Consider the following 18,705-nt stretch of genomic DNA (forward strand, 5'->3'; position numbering starts at 1 on the left):
CGCTCACGAGGGGTTGGTCGTCTCCGTGTCGTCGAGCCCCGCGATGTCGCCGGCCGCAAACGTTTTCCCCGGGTCGCGCTCCGCGAAGTACGGCGTGATCGTCCGCTCCAGCTCCGCCGGATCGAACGCCCCCTGCCCGGACACGAACCGATGCTCGACGGTCGGCGGGGCGAGCAGCGCGACCATGTCCCCGTACACGACGAACACCTGCCCGTTCACCGCATCCGCCGCCGGGGCTGCGAGGTACGCGACGAACGCCGCGACCCGCTCCGGCGCGAGGATGTCCAACCCGCCCGCACTGCGCCCGGCGGCGAAGATCCCGTCGGTCATCGCCGTCCGGGCGCGCGGGCAGATCGCATTCGCGCGGACGCCGTAGCGGCTCAACCCGCGCGCGCAGGACAAGGTCAGCGCCGCGATCCCAGCCTTGGCCGCCGCGTAGTTCGGCTGCCCCGCGCCGCCGAGGAGGAAGGCCTCCGACGCCGTGTTGATCAGCCGTGCGTAGGTGGGCTCGCCAGTGGTCTTGCTGACCTGCCGCCAATGACGCGCCGCCGCGCGCGAGAGAGCCGCGTGCCCCTTGAGGTGGACGCGGATGACGTCGTCCCAGTCCTTTTCATTGAGGTTGAAGAGCATCGCGTCGCGGGTGATGCCTGCGTTGTTGACGACGATGTCGAGCGACCCGAAGTGCTCGGTCGCCGCGGTGACGAGGTCCTCGGCGTACTGCCAGCCACCGATGTCGCCCCGGACGGCCAACGCCCGCCCGCCACGCGCCTCGATCTCGGCGACGACCTCGTCCCCGGCCGCGCTCACATCGTTGACGACGACGTTCGCCCCCTGCGCGGCGAGCGCGAGCGCTTCGGCCCGGCCGAGCCCCGCTCCAGCCCCGGTGACGATGGCGGTGCGGCCGGACAAGCTGGTGCTGGGGTGGGACACAGGGCCTCCAATGCGGGGAAGGGATGACGTCATGGTGCCGAGGGGCGGGGAATCGGCGGGTGGCTGCTCCCGGTGAGTGGCATCGGAGGCGGGTAGTGGCGGGGTGGGGATGCCGACGTGGTGCCGAGGCGGGCGTCGGCGGGTGATCGCTCCCGGTGAGTGGCATCGGCGGCGGGCAGTGGCGGGGTGGGGATGCCGACGTGGTGCCGAGGCGGGCGTCGGCGGGTGATCGCTCCCGGTGAATGGCTTCGGCGGCGGGCAGTGGCGGGGTGGGGATGCCGACGTGGTGCCGTGGGCGCGGGCTCGGCAGGTGATCGTTCCCGGTGAGTGGCATCGGCGGAGCGAGACGGGGGAGCCGCAGCGCAGGCTGGGCAGATCGTGTCCGCTGGCGAGTGGAGTGGCGCGGGCTCGAGCGGGCTGACGCGAGCCGGTCGGGCTTGGCTCGTTCAGGAGCGGGTGCTGACGGGTGGCGCACCCGGCCAGGCCACTCCCGCTCACCAGTACCTGTGCTTGTCCCGCTCGCCGCTCCAGAGCTAACCTCCAACCAAACGCTTGCTCGATTCCCGGGGCCGGTCCCGCCTTCCCGCGACAAGGAGATCCGGGCTTGAAAGACACCACGCCAGTCCTCGTCGACGCGGTGCGCACGCCGTTCGGCAAGCGCGACGGCTGGGTTTCCGCGCTGCACGCCGTCCAGTTGCTCAGCCGGGTCCAGTGCGGCGTCCTCGACCGCGCGGGGCTCGAGCCGGGTGCGGTGGACCAGGTGATCGGCGGTTGTGTCACGCCGCTGGGCGAGCAGTACGGCCACGTCGTCCGCACCGCCTGGCTGTACGCCGGGCTCCCGGCCGCGACCGGGGCCACCACGATCGACGCCCAGTGCAGCACCTCGATGCAGGCGTCCTTCCTGCTCACCGGCCAGATCGCGAACGGAACGGCCGACGCGGGCGTCGCGTGCGGCGTCGAGTTGATGTCCCGCGTGCCGCTCACCCCGAAGCAGGGGACCGGCGCGGGCACGCCGCGGCCCGCCGACTGGTCCCTGGAAACTCCCGACCAGTACACCGCCGCGGACCGCATCGCCCGGAAGCGCGGGCTGACCCGGGCGGACCTCGACGCGTTCGGCCTCCGATCCCAGCACAATGCGCGAAAGGCTTGGGACGCTGGGCTTTTCGACCGCCAAGTCCTCCCGCTGGAAATGCCGGACGGCCAGCTGGTCACGCAAGACCAGGGCCTCCGCGAAACCTCGGCGGAAGCGCTCGCCGGGCTCCGCACTACCGTGCCCGGCGGGCTGCACACTGCGGGCACCTCGTCCCAGGTCTCCGACGGCGCGAGTGCCGCGCTGTTCCTGTCCCGCGGCCGCGCCGAGGAACTGGGGCTTCGCCCGCGGGCGCGGCTTCTCGCGCAGTGCGTCATCGGCGGCGACCTCGAATACCTCCTCGACGGGCCGGTCGCCGCCGCGCAGAAGCTTCTCGACCGCACCGGTCTCACGATCGGCGACATCGATCTTTTCGAGGTCAACGAAGCGTTCGCGGCCGTCCCGCTGTCGTTCGCGCAGGTGCACGGCGTCCCGGAGGACAAGCTCAACGTGCTCGGCGGCGCGATCGCGCTCGGCCATCCGGCGGGAGCTACCGGCATCCGCCTGCTCGCGACGGCCGTCGAGGAACTCGAACGCCGCGACGCCAGCCTCGCGATGATCGCGATCTGCGCCGCGGCCGCCACCAGCTGCGTGCTCGTCGAACGGATCTGACCTATGCCCATCGCCCTGTCCGAGGAACACCGCGACCTGGCCGCGTCCGCCGCCGGCTGGGCCGCCCGGCACGCGCCGATCGCCGAGACGCGCGCCGAACCCGGGCGGCCGGACCTCTGGAAAGCCCTGACCGGACAAGGCTGGCACTCGCTGCACCTGCCGGAATCCGTCGGCGGCCAAGGCGGCGGGCTGCTCGAACTCGCCGTGGTCGCCGAGCAGTTCGGCCGGCACCTGGTGCCCGGGCCGTTCCTGCCGACCGTCATGGCCAGCGCCGTCCTCGCCGCTGCCGAACCGACGGAAACACTGGCCGCGTTCGCCGCCGGTGCGACCGGGGCTGTCGTACTAGAAGGCCTCACTGCGACCAGCACCGCCGACGGTTGGCAGGTCAACGGCACGAGTTGTCCGGCGCTCGGGCTCGCGGACGCGGAGCTCGCGGTCGTCCGCGCACAAGAGATCTGGTTCGTGGTGCGACCAGAGCCCGGCCAGCTGATCCCAGTCGAGGCCGTTGACCTGACCAGATCCGCGGCTCGGCTCAAGCTGGAGAACTTTCTGGTATCTCAGGACAACGTCGTTGAGATCGACCCGGAACGGGCGGAGCTGGCCCTCGCGGTCCCCGCGGCGGCGGAGGCAGCCGGACTGTGCGGCTGGACCTTGGACTGCGCCGTCGACCACGTCCGAACCCGCGTCCAGTTCGGTCGTCCGATTGGCTCGTTCCAAGCCGTCCAGCATCAAGCGGCGGGCATCCTCCTGCACCGCGAGATCGCGACGGCCGCCGCCTGGGACGCGGCTCGTGCCGAGCGGCATTCCGTTGCGCAGCAAGCACTTGCCGCCGCGCAGGCGAGGCACGCCGCGCTCCCAGCCGCAGTGGACGCGTCCGTCAGCTGTTTACGCCTGCTCGGCGCGATCGGCTTCACCTGGGAACACGACGCGCACCTGTACTGGCGCCGCGCCGTCGCGCTGTCCGGCTCCCTCGGCCGATCAGCCGCCCGCACCCTCGGCGAACGCGCCCGGACCACGACCCGCGACCTGACCCTCGCCAGCCCCGACGACTGCCTCGAACTGCGCCGCCAGATCGCGTCCGTTCTCGACCAGACCGAGCCGTCCGCCCAGGTGCTCGCCGACGCCGGTCTCGCCGCCCCGCACTACCCGAAACCGTACGGCCTGGACGCCGGACCGCTCGAACAAGCTGTCATCGCCGAGGAGTTCGAGCGCCGCGGAATTCCGCAGCCCACCACGGTGATCGGCGAATGGGTGCTGCCGACTCTGCTCGTCCACGGCTCCGCGGAGCAGCGCGAGCGGTTCGTCATGCCGACGCTGCGCGGGGAAATCCGCTGGTGTCAGCTGTTCAGTGAACCCGGCGCGGGTTCCGACCTCGCCTCGCTCACCACCCGGGCGGCCAAAGTGGACGGTGGCTGGCGGATCTCCGGGCAGAAGGTCTGGACGTCGCTGGCCCACGAAGCGCACTGGGGCGTCTGCCTCGCTCGGACCGACCCGGACGCGCCGCGGCACCGGGGGATTTCGTACTTCCTCGTCGATCTGGCCGCGGAAGGCGTCACCGTCCGCCCGATCAGACAGGCCACCGGACGCGCGGAGTTCAACGAGGTCTTCCTGGACGACGTGTTCGTCCCGGACCGCGACCTGGTCGGCGAACCGGACAGCGGCTGGCGGCTCGCGACGACCACGCTCGCCAACGAGCGGCACAACATGGGCGCGACCCTCGCGCACGGTTCGTCCGACCGGATCCGCCAGCTGCTCCGCGACCGTCCGGACGATCCCGACGTGCTGGCCGCGCTCGGCCGGTGCGCGTCGCGGGAACTCACGCTCGCGACGCTCGGCCTCCGCGGTGTGCTGGCCCGGCTCGCCGGAACGGACCTGGGCGCCGAGGTCAGCGTGCAGAAGGTGTTCAGCGCGCTCGCCCAGCAGGAAGGCTCGCGCGAGGTGATCGCCCTGCTCGGCCCCGGCTCGGCGAGCGCGGAGGGCGGGCACGTCCTCGACCACCTCGGCCTGCCCGCCGTGCTGTTCGGCGGCGGAACCGTGGAAATCCAGCTCAACGTCATCGCCCACCGCGTCCTCGGCTTGCCCCGCTGACCCGATCCTGAGGAGAAACCGCATGCATCCGGAGCTGTCGGAGCGCTCGCGAAGGCTCCGCGCCGAGCTGCGCGAGTACTTCGCCCGCATCATCGAGGAGGACGACCGCCGCGCGCTGGTCGAGCAGACCGAGGGCGGTCCGGTGTTCGACCGGATCCTGCGCCGGATGGGCGCGGACGGCTGGCTCGGCCTCGGCTGGCCGGAGGAATACGGCGGCCGCGGCGAGGACCCGGAAGCGCTCTTCGTGTTCTACGACGAGGTGTTGCGCGCCGGCGCCCCGCTGTCGCTGGTCACGCTCAACACGGTCGCGCCGGCGTTGATGCACCACGGCACCGAGGAACAGAAGAAGTTCTTCCTGCCGCCCATTCTACGCGGCGAGCTAATGTTCGCCATCGGCTACACCGAACCCGGTGCGGGTACCGACCTCGCGTCCCTGCAGACGCGGGCGAGGATCGACGGCGACCAGCTCGTCATCAACGGCAGCAAGATCTTCACCAGCGCCGGGATCTTCGCCGACTGGATCTGGCTCGCCGTGCGGACCGATCCGGACGCCCCGCCGCATCGCGGTATCTCGGTGGTGCTCGTGCCGACCGACACTCCGGGATTCTCCGCTACCGAAATCCACACGGTAGGCGGGATCAGCACCTCGGCAACGTACTATGAGGACGTCCGAATTCCACTGTCCAATGTGGTCGGCGAGCTGAACAACGGCTGGCGGCTCATCACCAGCCAGCTCAACCACGAACGCGTCGCCCTCGCCGCGCGCGGCGGCATCGCGAACCAGATGTACGACGCGGTCCTCAAGTGGGCGCGGGAGGAACCGTTCGGCCCGGGCACGGTGTACGACCTGCCGTGGGTCCGGCACACCCTCGCCGAGGTGTATGCGCTGCTCAGCGCCACGGATCTGATCAACCTGCGCTTGGTCGCGGACGTCGCCGCGGGCACCCTCGGCGGCGGGGATTCCGCTGCTGCCAAGGTGTTCGGCACCGAAGCGGTGGTGACCGCGTACAGCAGGCTTCAGGAAGTGCTCGGCGCTCGCGGCCTGCTGCGCCCCGATTCGCCCGGCGCGGCGGTGAACGGACGCGTCGAGACGCTCGCCCGTCGTGCGCAGAACAACACCTTCGGCGGCGGCACGAACGAGGTGCTGCGCGAGATTGTCGCCGCGAAAACCCTCGGCATGACGCTGTCCGCGCGCCGCCGTCCGGAAAAGGCCAGGAGCTGACATGGATTTCGACCTCAACGACGACCTGGGCGCGGTCCGCGAGCTGGCCGCGAAGATCTTCGCCGACCGCGCGACCGTCGAGCGGGTAGCAGCCGTCGAGAAGCAGGGCGGGTTCGACGCTGACCTCTGGCGGGTGCTCGCGGAGGCGGACCTCCTCGGGATCTGCCTGTCCGAAAGGGACGGCGGGGCCGGGCTGGGAATGTCCGGATTGGCGGTGCTGCTCGAGGAAGTGGGGCGGCACGTCGCCCCGGTTCCATTGTGGAATGTCATCGCGGGCGGACTGCTGCCAGTCGCGCAGTTCGGCTCCGACGACCAACGGAACCGGATCCTGCCGCGCGTGCTGGACGGTTCGACGCTGCTGGTCGGCGCGTTCGACGACACGGTTTCGGTGACCGCAACCCGGCGCGGCGATGCCCTTGAACTCACCGGCGAAGTCGTCTCGATTCCCGCAGGCGCGCAGGCCGACCTGGTGCTGGTGCCAGTCAAGGAAGCCGACCAGGTCCACTTAGTACTCGTGCCCACAGCCGACCTCAGCGTGACACCCGTCGAAGTCACCAGCCGCGAAAGCCACGCATCAATCGCGTTCAACGGAGCAGTGGTCGCCCCGCAAGACATCCTGGCTACCGGCGACGACGCTCTGCAATGGACACTCCGGAGGCTCCGGGTCGCACTGGCCGCAGTCAGCGTCGGCGTGTGTGCCGAAGCGTTGGCGACCACCGCGAAATACACCTCGGAACGAGTCCAATTCGGACGTCCACTGTCGACAAATCAAGCTGTCGCCGTACGGGCCGCGGACGCTTACCTCGACACTGAGGCGATCCGCGTTTGCACGCAACGCGCCGCCTGGCTGCTTGACGAGGGCCGCGAGGAGGAAGCGGAGATCGCCGCGGTGGTAGCCAAATGGTGGGCCTCACGCGGCGGACTGCGGGTCGTGCACGCGACCCAGCACCTGCACGGCGGCATCGGCGCGGACGTCGACTATCCGATCCATCGCTACTTCCTCTGGGGCCGTCAGGTCGCCTTCACTCTCGGCACCGCCGACGCACTCGCCGCCGAGCTCGGGGACCGGTTGCCCTCCGCACCCCCGATCGGCACCCCGGCCTAGGAGGACCCCGTGCCCATCGACGTCGACAAAGCGCTCAACGCCCCGCCGTGCACCCAGCAGATCGCCTGGACCACCCGCGACGTGCTGCTGTACCACCTTTCCCTCGGCTCCGGCACCGACCTCCGGTACAGCTACGAACGGGATCTGGAGGTCCTCCCGACCTTCGCACTCGTTGCCGGACAAGGGATTTCCGCCGGAGACCGTCCCGCAGAAGGGCTGACGCTGCCGGGCGTGGACGTCGAGCTGACCCGGCTGCTGCACGCCGGACAGGTCGTCACGCTCCACCGGGACCGGCTGCCGTCGTCCGGCTCGGCGGAACGAACGACGCGGATCGCGGAGGTGCAGGACAAGGGCAAAGCCGCGGTCATCGTGCTCGCCCACGAGGTCGCGGACGCCGACGGTCCACTGTGGACCTCGAAGATGTCCGTCTGGGCGCGCGGCGAGGGAGGTTTCGGTGGCGACCCAGGCGTCGCAGCCGGACCGAAGCCGCCGGAAGGCGATCCGACCCACGTGCTCGACGTCGCCACCACGCTGGAGCAAGCGCTGCTGTACCGGCTGAACGGGGACCGAAATCCGCTCCACGCAGACCCGGAGGTCGCGGCGAAAGCGGGCTTCGCCGCGCCGATCCTGCACGGGCTCGCGTCCTACGGCCTGGTCGCCAAAGCCGTCGTGGACCACTTACTCGACGGCCAACCCGCACGCCTCCGCGAGCTGGGTGCGCGCTTCGCGGGTCCGGTGATCCCGGGCGAGACGTTAAGAATTTCCGTGTGGCAGCAGGAAAATGAGCTGAGCCTGAAAGTGACCTGCGGCGACGCGGCGGTCTTCACCGACGCCTGGGCCCGCACGACTCCAGGAGGTGCCTGATGGGTACGCCGGTCATTGTGGATGCGATCCGCACCCCGTTCGGCAAGCGGCGCGGTGCGCTGTCCGGCATCCACGCGGTCGAACTGCTCGGCCACGTGCAGCGCGGGATCCTCGACCGCACTGGCCTCGACCCGGCGCTGGTCACCGATGTCGTCGCGGGATGCGTCACGCAGGCGGGGGAGCAGTCGAACAACGTCGGCCGGTTCGCCTGGCTGCACGCCGGGCTCCCGGAAGAGACCGCGACCACCACCATCGACGCGCAATGCGGGTCCGCGCAGCAGGCCGTGCACCTGGTCGCCGCGCAGATCGCGGCCGGGCTGGTGGAAGCCGGGATGGCGTGCGGGGTCGAGTCGATGAGCCGGGTGCCGCTGCTGAGCAACCTCGGCGACGCGGGCCGTCCGCGCCCGGAGTCCTGGAAGGTCGACCTGCCCGCGCAGTACGAGGCGGCCGACCGGATCGCCGCGCGGCGCGGGCTCACCCGCGCGGACCTGGACGCGTTCGGCCTCCGCTCGCAGCACCGCGCCCGCCGTGCCTGGGACGAGGGCCGGTTCGGCCGTTCGATCCTGCCGGTCCCGCTCGACGGCGGCCTGTTCGACCGCGACCAAGGCCTGCGCGACACCAGCACCGAAGCCCTCGCCGGACTAGCTCCGATCAAGGAAGACGGCCTGCACACCGCAGGTACCGCGTCGCAGATTTCCGACGGCGCGTCGGCCGCTCTGCTGGTCGACGCCGATCAGACCTTCGGCCTGCGCCCGCGCGCGAGGCTGGTCGCGCAGGCCATCGTCGGCGCGGAACCGAAGTACCTGCTGGACGGGCCCATCCGCGCGGCCGAGCGCGTCCTCGGCCGGGCCGGGATGACCGTCGCCGACATCGATTTGTTCGAGGTCAACGAGGCGTTCGCGTCGGTGCCGCTGTCGTTCGCCCGCACGCTCGGCGTCGACGAGGACCGGCTCAACGTCAACGGCGGCGCCATCGCGATCGGCCATCCGGTCGGCGCGACCGGGATCCGGCTGCTCGCGGAGATCGTCGACGAACTGGAGCGCCGCGACCAGACGCTCGGCGTGGTCGCGATCTGCGCTGGCGGCGCCCAGGCGACCGCAGCGATCGTGGAACGGCTCTGAGATGTATCCGCTGAGCGGGTTCGAGGGCAAGGTCGCGGTGGTGACCGGGGCGGGCCGGATGCGGTCGATCGGCCGGGCGATCGCGGTCGAGCTGGCGAAGGCCGGGTGCGCGATCGTGGTGACCGGCAGCGGACGCCCGCGCGAGCAATACCCGCCGGAAGAACAGGCGGCGGGCTGGCGAGACATCGAGTCCGTGGCCGACGAGATCCGCGAGTCCGGCGGCCGGGCCTTGCCGGTGGTGAGCGACGTCGCCGATCCGGCGCAGATCGACCGGCTGCTGGCGACTGTTCTCGAGTCGTTCGGCCGTGTGGACATCGTCGTCAACAATGCCGCGGCCGCGCGCGGACCGGATCGGCTGCCGGTGCTGGACCTCGACGTCGAGACCTGGGACCGGGTCATCGCGGTCAACCTGCGCGGGCCGTTCCTGATGACGCGCGCGTTCGGGCGGCGGATGGTCGACCAGGGCGACGGCGGGGTGTTCGTGAACATCTCCTCGATCGGCGGGAAGCTGTCCGGAGCGGGATCGGCGGCCTATTCCGCGTCGAAAGCGGCGCTGCAGTCGCTGACCTCCTCGACGGCGAAAGAGCTGGGCCAGCACGGGATCCGGGTGAACGCGCTGTGCCCCGGAGTCGTCGGCACGAGCCGCTTGGACGACGTGGATCCGGCTTCGTGGGCCGAGTACGTTCGCGCGCAGGTGCCCTTGCGGCGGGTGGGCGAGCCGCTCGACATCGCGGCGGCCGCGGTGTTCCTGGCCAGCGCGGAGGCGGGCTGGGTGACCGGGCAGTGCTGGAACGTCGACGGCGGGCAGCTGACGATCCGATGATCACTACGGGAGGCGACCGATGACCGATCGGGACGACATCATCGCGCGGCTGACCGCGCCGGGCGCGGAGTTCGAGATCCGGCCGGAGCCGGTCGCGGGCCGTCCGGCGAGGGTGTTCGCGCGGCGGCACCGGTGCCTGACCGAACTGCTGGCGGCCTCGCGCGAGTTCGGCGATCGCGAGTATCTGGTCACTGTGGACAGTCGGCTCACCTTCGCCCAGCACTACGACCAGGTCGCGGCGCTCGCCTCGGTGCTGCGGACCGAATACGGAGTCGGCCGCGGCGACCGGGTCGCGTTGTGCGCGGCGAACTGTCCGGAATGGATAGTCGGATTCTGGGCGGCGGTGTCGCTCGGCGCGGTCGCGGTCGGGATGAACTCGATGTGGGCCGCGCCGGAGGTCGCGCACGGTCTCGACCTGACCACGCCGAAGGTCGTGCTGACCGACGCGTCCCGGAAGCCGCTGGTCGCGGATCGGTATCCGGTGCTGGAATTCGGCAGCCCGGAATACCGGGAACTCCTCGGACAGCACGAAGGCGCGCAGCTGAAACCGGAACCCGTCGACGAGGACGACCCCGCCGTCATCCTTTTCACGAGCGGCACTTCCGGCCACCCCAAGGGCGCGACCCACTCGCACCGCAACGTGCTCGCCGCGGTCTGGTTCCACCTGTTCAACGACGCGTTGGCGGCGGAATTCGGCCGTCCGGCGCGGGACCGCCGATTCCTGCTGGCCACGCCGTTGTTCCACATCGCCGCCCTGCACAACCTCGCCGTCGTGCGGCTCGCGGTGGGCGACACCGCCGTGCTGTACCAGGGGAAATTCGACATCCACCGGGTGCTGGAGCTCGTGCAGGCCGAACGGATCACCAACTGGGGCGCGGTCCCGACGATGCTGTCGCGGCTGGTCGAAACCGATCTCTCCGGGTACGACCTCAGCACGCTCAAGACGGTCTCGGTGAGCAGCGCGCCGTCGACCGCCGAGCTGAACGACCAGCTCCGGGGCGCCTTGCCGGGCGCGGCCGCCTCGCTGAGCACGAACTACGGCCTGACCGAATCGTCCACCGCGGCTACTCTCGCGACCCCCGCCGAACTCCTCGCCGACCCGGACACCGCGGGCAGGCCGGTGCCGAACATGGAAGTGCAGATCCGAGACCCCGAAGGCCGCCCGGTCCCGGACGGTGTCGACGGCGAGATCCACCTCCGCGGCCCGCAGGTGATGCTCGGCTACTTCAACGACCCGACCGCGACGGCCGCCGCGTTCACCCCCGACGGCTGGTTCCGGACCGGCGACCTCGGCCAGCTGCGCGACGGCGCGCTGTTCGTGCTGAGCAGGCGCAGCGACCTGATCCTGCGCGGGGCGGAGAACATCTACCCGGCGGAGGTGGAGGAACAGCTCGCCGGGCATCCCGGGGTCGCGGAGTGCATCGTGGCCGGGCTGCCGGATCCGGATTACGGGCAGATCGTCGCGGCGAAGGTAGTGCTGCGAGCGGAGTCCGAAGTGGACGCCGACGGACTGCGCGGCTATCTCGCCGACCGGCTGGCCCGGTACAAAGTCCCGACGGCCTGGTTCCTGACCCGGGACCCGCTGCCGCGCAACGCGACGGGAAAGGTGGTGCGGCGGCTGGTGCGGTGGGAGTGAGCCTCGCGGCCCGAGCTGCCTGGCGAGTTGTCGCGGGGGATTGCTTGCCGAGCTGCTGCCGGGGGATTGCTCGCCGAGTCGTCGTGGGGATCGTTCGCCGAGTCGCGACGGGAGTTGCCTGGCGAGTTTGTCGCGGGGGATCGCTTGCCGAACTGCTTGCGGGGGATTGCTCGCCGAGCCGTTGCGGGGATCGCTCGCCGAGTCGCCACGGGAGTTGCCTGGCGAACCTGCCGCGGGGGATTGCTCGCCGGGCTGTCGTGGGGATCGCTCGCCGAGTCGCCACGGGAGTTGCCTGCCGAGCAGCCGCGGGGGACTGCTCGCCGAGCTGCTGCCGGGGGACTGCTCGCCGAGCCGCCACGGGAGCTCCCTGCCGAGCCGCCCGGCCAGACGGCTTCGTTGAGTCTTTCCCCGCAGCAGAGGGCATTGGCCTGCGGGTGCGCGGGGATTCCTCGCGGGTCAACCGGGTGCTCCGTCCCGCCGCGCAGGTGTCGCCACAGCGCGCCCGCCATGGCCGTCCGCCGGGGAGAATCACCAGAAGGCCGCACCGGGCCGCAGCCAGGCCTAGCGAGTGCCCGGCAAGAACCGCGATCACCGGAGCCGTCCGCCCACCGGGACTTTCCCTTGCCCGCCCGTCCGCGCGCTTTTACCGTCCTGCCAAACGCTTGCTCAAGGAGGGGTGATGACCGGTCTCCGGACGGACTTCGCCGAGTTCACCGGCCAGCAGGCCGAGCCGCCGCGGGTGGCGCGGTACGCGGTGAACGAGGCGATGATCCGCAACTGGGTCGAGGCGCTCGACGACCGCAATCCGGTGTACGTCGACGACGCTGCGGCGAAGGCGGCCGGCCGGTCCGGCGTCGTCGCGCCGCCCGCGATGTGCTCGACCTGGATCATGGCCGGGTACCGGCGCTACCGCGAGCTCCAGGAGCTGCGCCGCGAGGGCGCGGCGGAGGATTTCGCGTACTCGCGGCTGATGAACGTGCTCGACGCGGCCGGCTACACCTCAGTGGTGGCCACCGACGTCGAGCAGGAGTACGTCCGTGAGATATCGCCGGGCACGCACGTGACCTGCCATTTCACCATCGAGGCCGTCTCGGGGTGCAAACGCACCGCGCTCGGCTACGGGCATTTCGTCACGCTGCGCAAGCACTACGTGGACGAAGCGGGCGAGCTGCTGGTCGACGAACGCTTCCGGATCCTGCGGTTCCGCCCGGCCGAACGGAGCGAGTGATGGGGGAGCACACCGCGGTCCCGCGGCTCACGATCACCCAGGACAACCAGTTCTTCTTCGCCGCCGCCCGCGAAGGACGCCTGGAAATCCAGCGCTGCACCGACTGCCGGACCCTCCGGCATCCGCCCGGCCCGGCGTGTCCGGTGTGCCGGAGTTTCGCGTGGGACACGGTCGTCGCCAGCGGCCGCGCGATATTGCACAGCTGGACAGTGCTGTATCACCCGAAGGATCCCGCGTTCGACTACCCGCTCGCGGTCGGGCTCGCCGATCTGGAGGAGGGCGTCCGGCTGGTCGCGGACATCGCCGGGGTCGACCATGACCGGCTCGAGGTCGGTCTGCCGCTTCAGGTCGGTTTCAGCGAGCACGCGCACGGCGAAATCCTCCCGCAACTGCGGCCGCGCGACCCGAAGGAGCACACCCGATGACCTTGGCTCTCGGGGACCGCCTGCCGGAGCTGGCGATCCCCTTCGACCGCACCACGATCGTCGCCACCGCGATCGCGTCCCAGGATTTCGAGGACGTGCACCACGACCCGGGCAAAGCGCGGGAACGCGGGATGCCGGACATCTTCATCAGCATCAACGCCACCAACGGGTTCATCGACCGTTATGTCACCGACGTCTGCGGCCCGGCGACGCGGATCCGCAAAGTCTCGTTGCGGCTCGGGCTGCCGTTGTTTCCCGGGGACACGCTCACTTTCGCCGGCGAGGTCATCGAAGCGACTCAGGACGCGGTGACGATCAAGGTCACCGGAAGTCACGAACGCGGCGTGCATGTGTCGGCCCGAGTGACGGTGGCGGCATGAGCGGGTTCGCGCGGCAGGCCGCGATCGCCGGGATCGGCGCGACTGAATTCAGCAAGAATTCCGGACGCAGCGAATGGCAGCTCGCTTGCGAATGCGTTCTCGCCGCGCTTGCTGACGCGCAGATTCCCGTCGAAGAAGTCGACGGATTCGCGTTGTTCACCATGGAAACCAACCCGGAGATCGCGGTCGCTCGGGCGTTGGGTATTCCGCAGCTCAAGTTCTTCAGCCGCATTCCGCACGGTGGCGGCGGGGCGTGCGCGCCGGTGCAGCAGGCCGCGCTTGCGGTCAGCTCTGGGCTCGCGGATGTCGTTGTGGTGTACCGGGCATTCAACGAACGTTCGGGCCACCGGTTCGGGGCCGGGCCGCCGCCGTTCGCCTACACCGCGAACACTGATCAGGAATATCGGAACTGGATCAATCCGTACGGCCTGCTCACGCCCGCGCAGCAGGAAGCATTTCTGGCGCGGCGGTACATGCACAAATACGGGGCTACGAGCGAGGACTTCGGCCGAGTTTCGGTGCTTTCGCGCAAACACGCGGCGGTGAATCCGAAGGCTTGGTTCCATGAACGGCCGATCACGCTCGAAGACCACCAGGCGTCGCGGATGATCGCCGATCCGTTGCGGCTGCTCGATTGCTGCCAGGAAAGCGACGGCGGGCAGGCGCTGGTGATCGCGAGCGCGGAACGGGCTCGTGACCTTCCGCATCCGCCTGCGGTGATCGCCGGGGCGGCGCAAGGCGTTGGGCCGCAACAGATTTCGATGAGCAGCTATTATCGCGAGGACATCGACGAAATGCCCGAGGTGCAGCTGGTCGCCGAGCAATTGTGGGCTCAAGCGGGCGTGGGGCCGGACGGCATCGACGCCGCGATCCTCTACGACGCCTTCACCCCGATGGTCTTGCTGCAACTGGAAGAATACGGATTTTGCGGTCGCGGCGAAGCGAAGGATTTCATCGCCAGCGGCGCGCTCGAACTCGACGGACGGCTGCCGGTCAACACGCACGGCGGCCAGCTGGGGGAGGGCTACATCCACGGCGTCAACGGAATCGCCGAGGGCGTCCGGCTGATTCGCGGCAGTTCGGTGAACCAGCCGGCGAAGCCGCTGGAGCACGTGCTCGTCACCGGCGGTTCTCCGGTGCCGCACTCCGCGATCGTGCTCGCGGCGGACCGCTGATGGAGACCTTCGCGGAAGTCGTCCGGTCCCGGCGCGCGGACTCGCACGAGGGGCTGCGGTTCGAGGGCCGGAGCTGGACGTGGGCTGAAGTGGTCGGCGAGGCCGCGATCCGCGCGTCGCTGCTGCGCACCTTCGAGCCGGGTCCCGGCCGGACGCAGCGGCACGTCGGGGTGCTGCTGCAGAACCTGCCGGACTTCGTGTTCTGGATCCTCGCCGCCGCGGTGACCGGGGACGTCCTGGTCGGCGTCAACTCCACCCGGCGCGGCGCGGAGCTGGCGGCGGACATCAGCCACACGGACGTCGACGTGCTGCTCACCGAACCGCTCTACCGCGACGAGGTGGCGAGCCTCGAGCTGCCGACCGTCCGCCGGATCCTCGATGTCGAATCGACGGAGTACCAGGATCTGCTCGCCGCGCACGCGGGCGCGGACCTGCCCGCGCGGCTCCCGGACCCGGCGGCGATCTTCCTGCTGCTGTTCAGCTCCGGCTCGACCGGCACGCCCAAAGCGGTGATCTGCAGCAACGGCCGCCTCGGCCGGTTGACCGACGCGCTGGTCGAACGCGTCTCGCTGCACCGCGATTCGGTCACTTACCTGTGCCTGCCGATGTTCCACGGCCACGCGATCATGATGAACCTCGCCGCGGCGGCGAAGGTCGGCGCGACGATCGTGCTGGTGCGGAAGTTCTCCGCGTCGCAGTTCATTCCGGACCTGCGCGCGCACGGCGTGACCTACTTCAACTACGTCGGCCGGGTGCTGAGCTACGTCGTCGCCCAGCCGGAGCAGCCGACCGACGCCGACAACCGGCTGGAGGTCGCCTTCGGTTCCGAAGCCGCGCCGGGCGAATCCGCCGAATTCCGCCGTCGGTTCGGCTGCGAAGTGCGGGAAGGGTACGGGTCCAGCGAAGGCGGAATCCGCATCGTGCCGGACCCGAACGCGCCGCCGAACGCGCTGGGCCGTCCCGCGCCCGGAATGCGCGCGGAAATCCGCGACCAGGACAACCGGGAATGCCCGCTCGCGGAATTCGACGAGAACGGTCTGCTGCTGAACGGCGAGGAAGCGACCGGCGAGATCGTCGCGGTGGGCCGGGGAAAAACGTTCGAGGGCTACTACCGCAACCCGGCCGCGATGGCCGAACGGCTGAAATTCGGCGGCGAGGACTTCTGGACCGGCGACCTCGGCTACCGCGACCGCGACGGCTACCTGTACTTCGCGGGCCGCGCGGCGGACTGGCTCCGCGTGGACGGCGAGAACTTCGGCACCGCCCCGGTCGAGCGCATTTTGGGCCGCTACCCGGCGTTCGCGGCGGCGCACTGCTACGGCGTGCCCGATCCGCGGACCGGGGACCTGCTCATGGCGTCGGTGATCCTCGCTGCGGATGCCGCATTCGATCCGGTCGAGTTCGATGGATTCCTTGCCGCGCAACCGGATCTGGGGACGAAATGGCGGCCTACGTTCGTCCGGATCATCGACGATGCTCCGGTGACGGGCAGCGGCAAGGTGGACAAGGCGCCGTTGCGTGCGCTGGGTTGGGAGGGCGGCGAGGTGTGGTTCGCGCCGACCCGGACTAGCCCGTATCGGCTGCTCAGCGAGGAGGATCGACGGGCGTTGCGGGCGGAGTTTGTGGCGCATGGCCGGGAGAACTCGCTGCCCGTGGCGTCGCGGGGCTGATCACTGCGGCGGGAGCCCCCGCGAAATCCGCGCGAACACGTCGCGCAGCGTCGCCGGGACCGTCTTTTCCAGGCTTTCGTCCAGGAACCGGTTCAGGACCGTGGTCATCGCCGCGATCGCGACGTCGGATACCAGTTGCGGGTACAGGTCGCCGACCCGGGTGCCGGTGCGTTCGGCGATCGCCTTGACCAGGTCGCCGGTTTGCACGCGGGCCAGTGCGGTGCGCATCTCCGGCGTCGCGCTCCACGCTTGCACCGCGCTGAGCTGCTCGGATGCCGGCTGCCCGTACGGCACTCCGTCGGCGCGCAGCGGTTCGATGAGCGCTTCGGCGAGCGCGGTCCACAGCGGTTCGTCCGCCGGGCGGTGGCGCAGCAGTTCCGCGCTGAGCCGGATCCGGTGTTCCTGCCGGTAGGCGACCGCGTCGTATTTCGTGGCGAAGTAGTTGCTGAACGTCCGGAGCGACACCCCGGCCCGCTCGGCGATGTCCTCGCGGACGACGTTGTCTGGACCTCTCTCGTACATCAGCGCCACGGCGGCGTCGCTCAGCGCTTTGCGCGTGTCGAGCTTCTTGCGTTCTCGCAAGCCGAGCGGTCGTTGGTCAGCCATGCCGCCCACGGTATCCAATTGTCCGCGCCATTCGCTCGGCCCGCCGGTTTCGTTACTGATCCGACCAAAAGTAGGCCGACCCCCGAAGCGGCACGCAACCGTTGCGGCGAAGTCATTCGGCCGTGGCTGTGGTCGGGTCAGTAACCATCGGCACAGTATGGACGAGCGCCGCGCAGGAACTGTTCGACGGCGGTGTCCACGAGCCCGTCGAGCAATTCCGGCGGAACGAGGTCGCCGTTGCCGAGCGTCGCGATTCCTTGCAGCGTCGCGAACAGCACGACGCCGATCCGCTGCGGCGGCCCTTCCTGCAACGCGCCCTGCTGCTGGCCTTCGACGATCAGGTCGTTCATCAGCGCGAACGGCGCTTCGGCGGCCTGCACGATCCGCGACGCGCCGGGGCGGTGTTTGCTGGTGTACATCAGTTCCAGCAGCGCCGAGTTCTCGGTGGCGAAGCGGGTGTACGCGGTTGCCGCGGCGCGTACGCGGCCCGGGAAGTCTTCGGCGGTCTTCAATGCCGTGCGCAACGCGCTGTCCAGGCGCGCGAAACCGGCTTCGGCGAGCGCGTCGAGCAATGCCTGCCGATCCGGGAAGTGCCGGCGCGGCGCGGCGTGACTGACGCCGATCTCCCTGGCCAGGTCGCGCAGCGACAGCTGATCGGCCCCGTGCGCGCGCAACCCGCGTTCGGCCGCGTCGAGCAAGGCGGTGCGGAGGCTGCCGTGGTGGTAGGGGCGGTCTTCGGACTGGTCGGGCACCCGGTCAGTCTAGCAGTATGTTTCCATTGACAACATTGTTGCCGGTGCCTACTTTGGGGGCATGGACCTTCTTCCGGAAAACCAGACCGGCCGCACCGCGGTGATCACCGGTGCGAACAGCGGATTGGGGCGGGCGACCGCGGCGGCGCTGGCCGCCAAGGGCATGCGGATCGTGCTCGCGGTGCGGAATCCGCGCAGTGGCCGCGAGGTCGCCGACCAGCTGCCCGGCGATGCCGAAGTCCGCCGGCTCGACCTCGCCGACCTGGCTTCGGTCCGCGCGTTCGCGGCGGACTTCACCGAGCCGATCGACCTGCTGATCAACAACGCGGGCATCATGATCCCGCCGCTGTCGCGCACCGCCGACGGTTTCGAATCCCAGTTCGGCACCAATCATCTCGGCCATTTCGCGCTCACGAACCTGCTGCTGCGGCAGATCCGCGGCCGGGTGGTGACGGTTTCGTCGAACGGCCACCGCGTGGGCTCGATCGATTTCTCCGACCTCAACTGGGAGCGCAGGCCGTACCGGGCGACGGCGGCGTACGGGCAGTCGAAACTCGCGAACCTGCTGTTTGCCGCTGAACTCCAGCGCCGGTTGACCGAAGCCGGTTCGCCGGTGCTCGCGACCGCCGCGCATCCGGGAGTGGCAGCGACGAATCTGCTGAAAGTCGAGACGCCGGTGCTCTCTTCTATCGCGAAATTCGGCACTCGCGTGTTCGCGCAAACCTCCGAACAAGGCGCCCGGCCGACGCTTTATGCCGCGCTCGCCGACATTCCCGGGAACAGCTACGCGGGCCCACGCGGTTTCCTGCAGAACCGCGGCGCGCCGAAACTCGTTGGCCGGTCGGCGAAAGCACGCGATCTCGAGACCGCCCGTCGCTTGTGGACTGTCTCCGAGGAACTGACCGGAGTGCGCTTTCCGCTGACCGTGTCGGCCTGACG

General features: G+C 70.1%; 17 protein-coding genes. 14 read left to right on the forward strand and 3 right to left on the reverse strand.

Annotated elements, in window-relative coordinates; genetic code table 11:
- Positions 1 to 3: 3 nt before the first annotated feature.
- On the reverse strand, positions 4 to 930 hold the full coding sequence (locus tag DMP23_RS11720) for a 3-oxoacyl-ACP reductase (RefSeq protein ID WP_337821032.1): 927 nt from the start codon (positions 928 to 930) through the stop codon (positions 4 to 6).
- Positions 931 to 1,534: 604 nt separating this feature from the next.
- On the opposite strand from DMP23_RS11720, the gene DMP23_RS11725 reads away from it, so the two are divergent.
- The 13 genes from DMP23_RS11725 (at position 1,535) to DMP23_RS11785 (ending at position 16,408) form a co-directional block, all read left to right on the forward strand.
- Positions 1,535 to 2,671 (forward strand): steroid 3-ketoacyl-CoA thiolase, encoded by a 1,137-nt coding sequence (locus tag DMP23_RS11725; RefSeq protein WP_337821033.1) that lies wholly within the window; start codon positions 1,535 to 1,537, stop codon positions 2,669 to 2,671.
- Between the two features lie 3 nt (positions 2,672 to 2,674).
- Positions 2,675 to 4,759 (forward strand): acyl-CoA dehydrogenase, encoded by a 2,085-nt coding sequence (locus tag DMP23_RS11730; protein ID WP_337821034.1) that lies wholly within the window; start codon positions 2,675 to 2,677, stop codon positions 4,757 to 4,759.
- Positions 4,760 to 4,781: 22 nt separating this feature from the next.
- On the forward strand, positions 4,782 to 5,981 hold the full coding sequence (locus DMP23_RS11735; protein ID WP_337821035.1) for an acyl-CoA dehydrogenase family protein: 1,200 nt from the start codon (positions 4,782 to 4,784) through the stop codon (positions 5,979 to 5,981).
- Between the two features lies 1 nt (position 5,982).
- Positions 5,983 to 7,086 (forward strand): acyl-CoA dehydrogenase family protein, encoded by a 1,104-nt coding sequence (locus DMP23_RS11740; protein WP_337821036.1) that lies wholly within the window; start codon positions 5,983 to 5,985, stop codon positions 7,084 to 7,086.
- Positions 7,087 to 7,095: 9 nt separating this feature from the next.
- Positions 7,096 to 7,950: a MaoC family dehydratase gene (locus DMP23_RS11745; protein WP_337821037.1), complete on the forward strand. Its 855-nt coding sequence runs from the start codon at positions 7,096 to 7,098 to the stop codon at positions 7,948 to 7,950.
- Positions 7,950 to 9,071: a steroid 3-ketoacyl-CoA thiolase gene (locus DMP23_RS11750; protein WP_337821038.1), complete on the forward strand. Its 1,122-nt coding sequence runs from the start codon at positions 7,950 to 7,952 to the stop codon at positions 9,069 to 9,071. The genes DMP23_RS11745 and DMP23_RS11750 overlap by 1 nt, the downstream gene beginning before the upstream one ends.
- A gap of 1 nt (position 9,072) precedes the next feature.
- Entirely contained in the window at positions 9,073 to 9,894 is an 822-nt protein-coding gene (locus tag DMP23_RS11755) for an SDR family NAD(P)-dependent oxidoreductase (protein ID WP_337821039.1), read from the forward strand.
- A gap of 19 nt (positions 9,895 to 9,913) precedes the next feature.
- Positions 9,914 to 11,530: a class I adenylate-forming enzyme family protein gene (locus DMP23_RS11760; protein ID WP_337821040.1), complete on the forward strand. Its 1,617-nt coding sequence runs from the start codon at positions 9,914 to 9,916 to the stop codon at positions 11,528 to 11,530.
- Positions 11,531 to 12,209: 679 nt separating this feature from the next.
- On the forward strand, positions 12,210 to 12,758 hold the full coding sequence (locus DMP23_RS11765; RefSeq protein WP_337821041.1) for an FAS1-like dehydratase domain-containing protein: 549 nt from the start codon (positions 12,210 to 12,212) through the stop codon (positions 12,756 to 12,758).
- On the forward strand, positions 12,758 to 13,183 hold the full coding sequence (locus tag DMP23_RS11770; protein WP_134667785.1) for a Zn-ribbon domain-containing OB-fold protein: 426 nt from the start codon (positions 12,758 to 12,760) through the stop codon (positions 13,181 to 13,183). The genes DMP23_RS11765 and DMP23_RS11770 overlap by 1 nt, the downstream gene beginning before the upstream one ends.
- Positions 13,180 to 13,563: a MaoC/PaaZ C-terminal domain-containing protein gene (locus tag DMP23_RS11775; RefSeq protein WP_134728671.1), complete on the forward strand. Its 384-nt coding sequence runs from the start codon at positions 13,180 to 13,182 to the stop codon at positions 13,561 to 13,563. Before DMP23_RS11770 ends, DMP23_RS11775 begins: the two co-directional genes overlap by 4 nt.
- A complete protein-coding gene (locus tag DMP23_RS11780) occupies positions 13,560 to 14,738 on the forward strand; it encodes a lipid-transfer protein (RefSeq protein WP_337821042.1) in 1,179 nt (392 codons plus the stop codon). Before DMP23_RS11775 ends, DMP23_RS11780 begins: the two co-directional genes overlap by 4 nt.
- Positions 14,738 to 16,408 (forward strand): AMP-binding protein, encoded by a 1,671-nt coding sequence (locus tag DMP23_RS11785; RefSeq protein WP_337821043.1) that lies wholly within the window; start codon positions 14,738 to 14,740, stop codon positions 16,406 to 16,408. The genes DMP23_RS11780 and DMP23_RS11785 overlap by 1 nt, the downstream gene beginning before the upstream one ends.
- Here the strand turns inward: DMP23_RS11785 and DMP23_RS11790 are convergent, their stop codons facing one another.
- Positions 16,409 to 17,014 carry a TetR family transcriptional regulator gene (locus DMP23_RS11790; RefSeq protein WP_043828694.1) on the reverse strand — a complete coding sequence of 202 codons (606 nt, stop codon included), beginning with the start codon at positions 17,012 to 17,014 and terminating at the stop codon, positions 16,409 to 16,411.
- A gap of 137 nt (positions 17,015 to 17,151) precedes the next feature.
- The gene (locus tag DMP23_RS11795; protein ID WP_037812193.1) at positions 17,152 to 17,766 is read right to left on the reverse strand and encodes a TetR/AcrR family transcriptional regulator; all 615 of its coding nucleotides are present in this window, start codon (positions 17,764 to 17,766) and stop codon (positions 17,152 to 17,154) included.
- A gap of 61 nt (positions 17,767 to 17,827) precedes the next feature.
- On the opposite strand from DMP23_RS11795, the gene DMP23_RS11800 reads away from it, so the two are divergent.
- The gene (locus DMP23_RS11800; RefSeq protein ID WP_337821044.1) at positions 17,828 to 18,703 is read left to right on the forward strand and encodes an oxidoreductase; all 876 of its coding nucleotides are present in this window, start codon (positions 17,828 to 17,830) and stop codon (positions 18,701 to 18,703) included.
- Positions 18,704 to 18,705: the final 2 nt, after the last annotated feature.

This window comes from Amycolatopsis sp. A1MSW2902 (genome assembly GCF_017312175.1).
Lineage (GTDB): Bacteria > Actinomycetota > Actinomycetes > Mycobacteriales > Pseudonocardiaceae > Amycolatopsis > Amycolatopsis nivea.